The following is a 311-nucleotide window of genomic DNA, read 5'->3' on the forward strand; positions in this document are numbered from 1 at the left end:
CAGCTGCACCGGCGTGCCGGTGGTCTGCCCTTCGAACACGCCCGAAAGAATCTTCACCGCGTCGGGCTCGCGCCGCTGGGTGGTGTACTTGTTCTGCCCCGGCTTGCGCAGGTCGAGCCAATTCTGCAGCGCCGCCTCGTCGATCGGCACGCCCGGCGGGCAGCCGTCCACCGTGGCACCAAGTGCCGGTCCGTGGCTCTCGCCCCAGGTGGTCACGCGGAAGAGATGGCCGAAGGTGTTGAGGCTCATGGTCGGGTCTCCTGTGTCGTGCCGTCCGGGTGCAAGCTTGCGAAAGCCCGCGCCGCGGGCTC

At 69.1% G+C, this 311-nt stretch carries 1 protein-coding gene; it reads right to left on the reverse strand.

What is annotated here, in order from left to right; all coding sequences use genetic code 11:
- Nucleotides 1–249: chorismate synthase (locus E0702_RS16425; protein ID WP_132045650.1), on the reverse strand; the 249-nt coding region annotated here is incomplete at its 3' end.
- Between the last annotated feature and the right edge of the window lie 62 nt (nt 250–311).

Source organism: Halomonas marinisediminis, assembly GCF_004347715.1.
GTDB lineage: Bacteria > Pseudomonadota > Gammaproteobacteria > Pseudomonadales > Halomonadaceae > Halomonas > Halomonas icarae.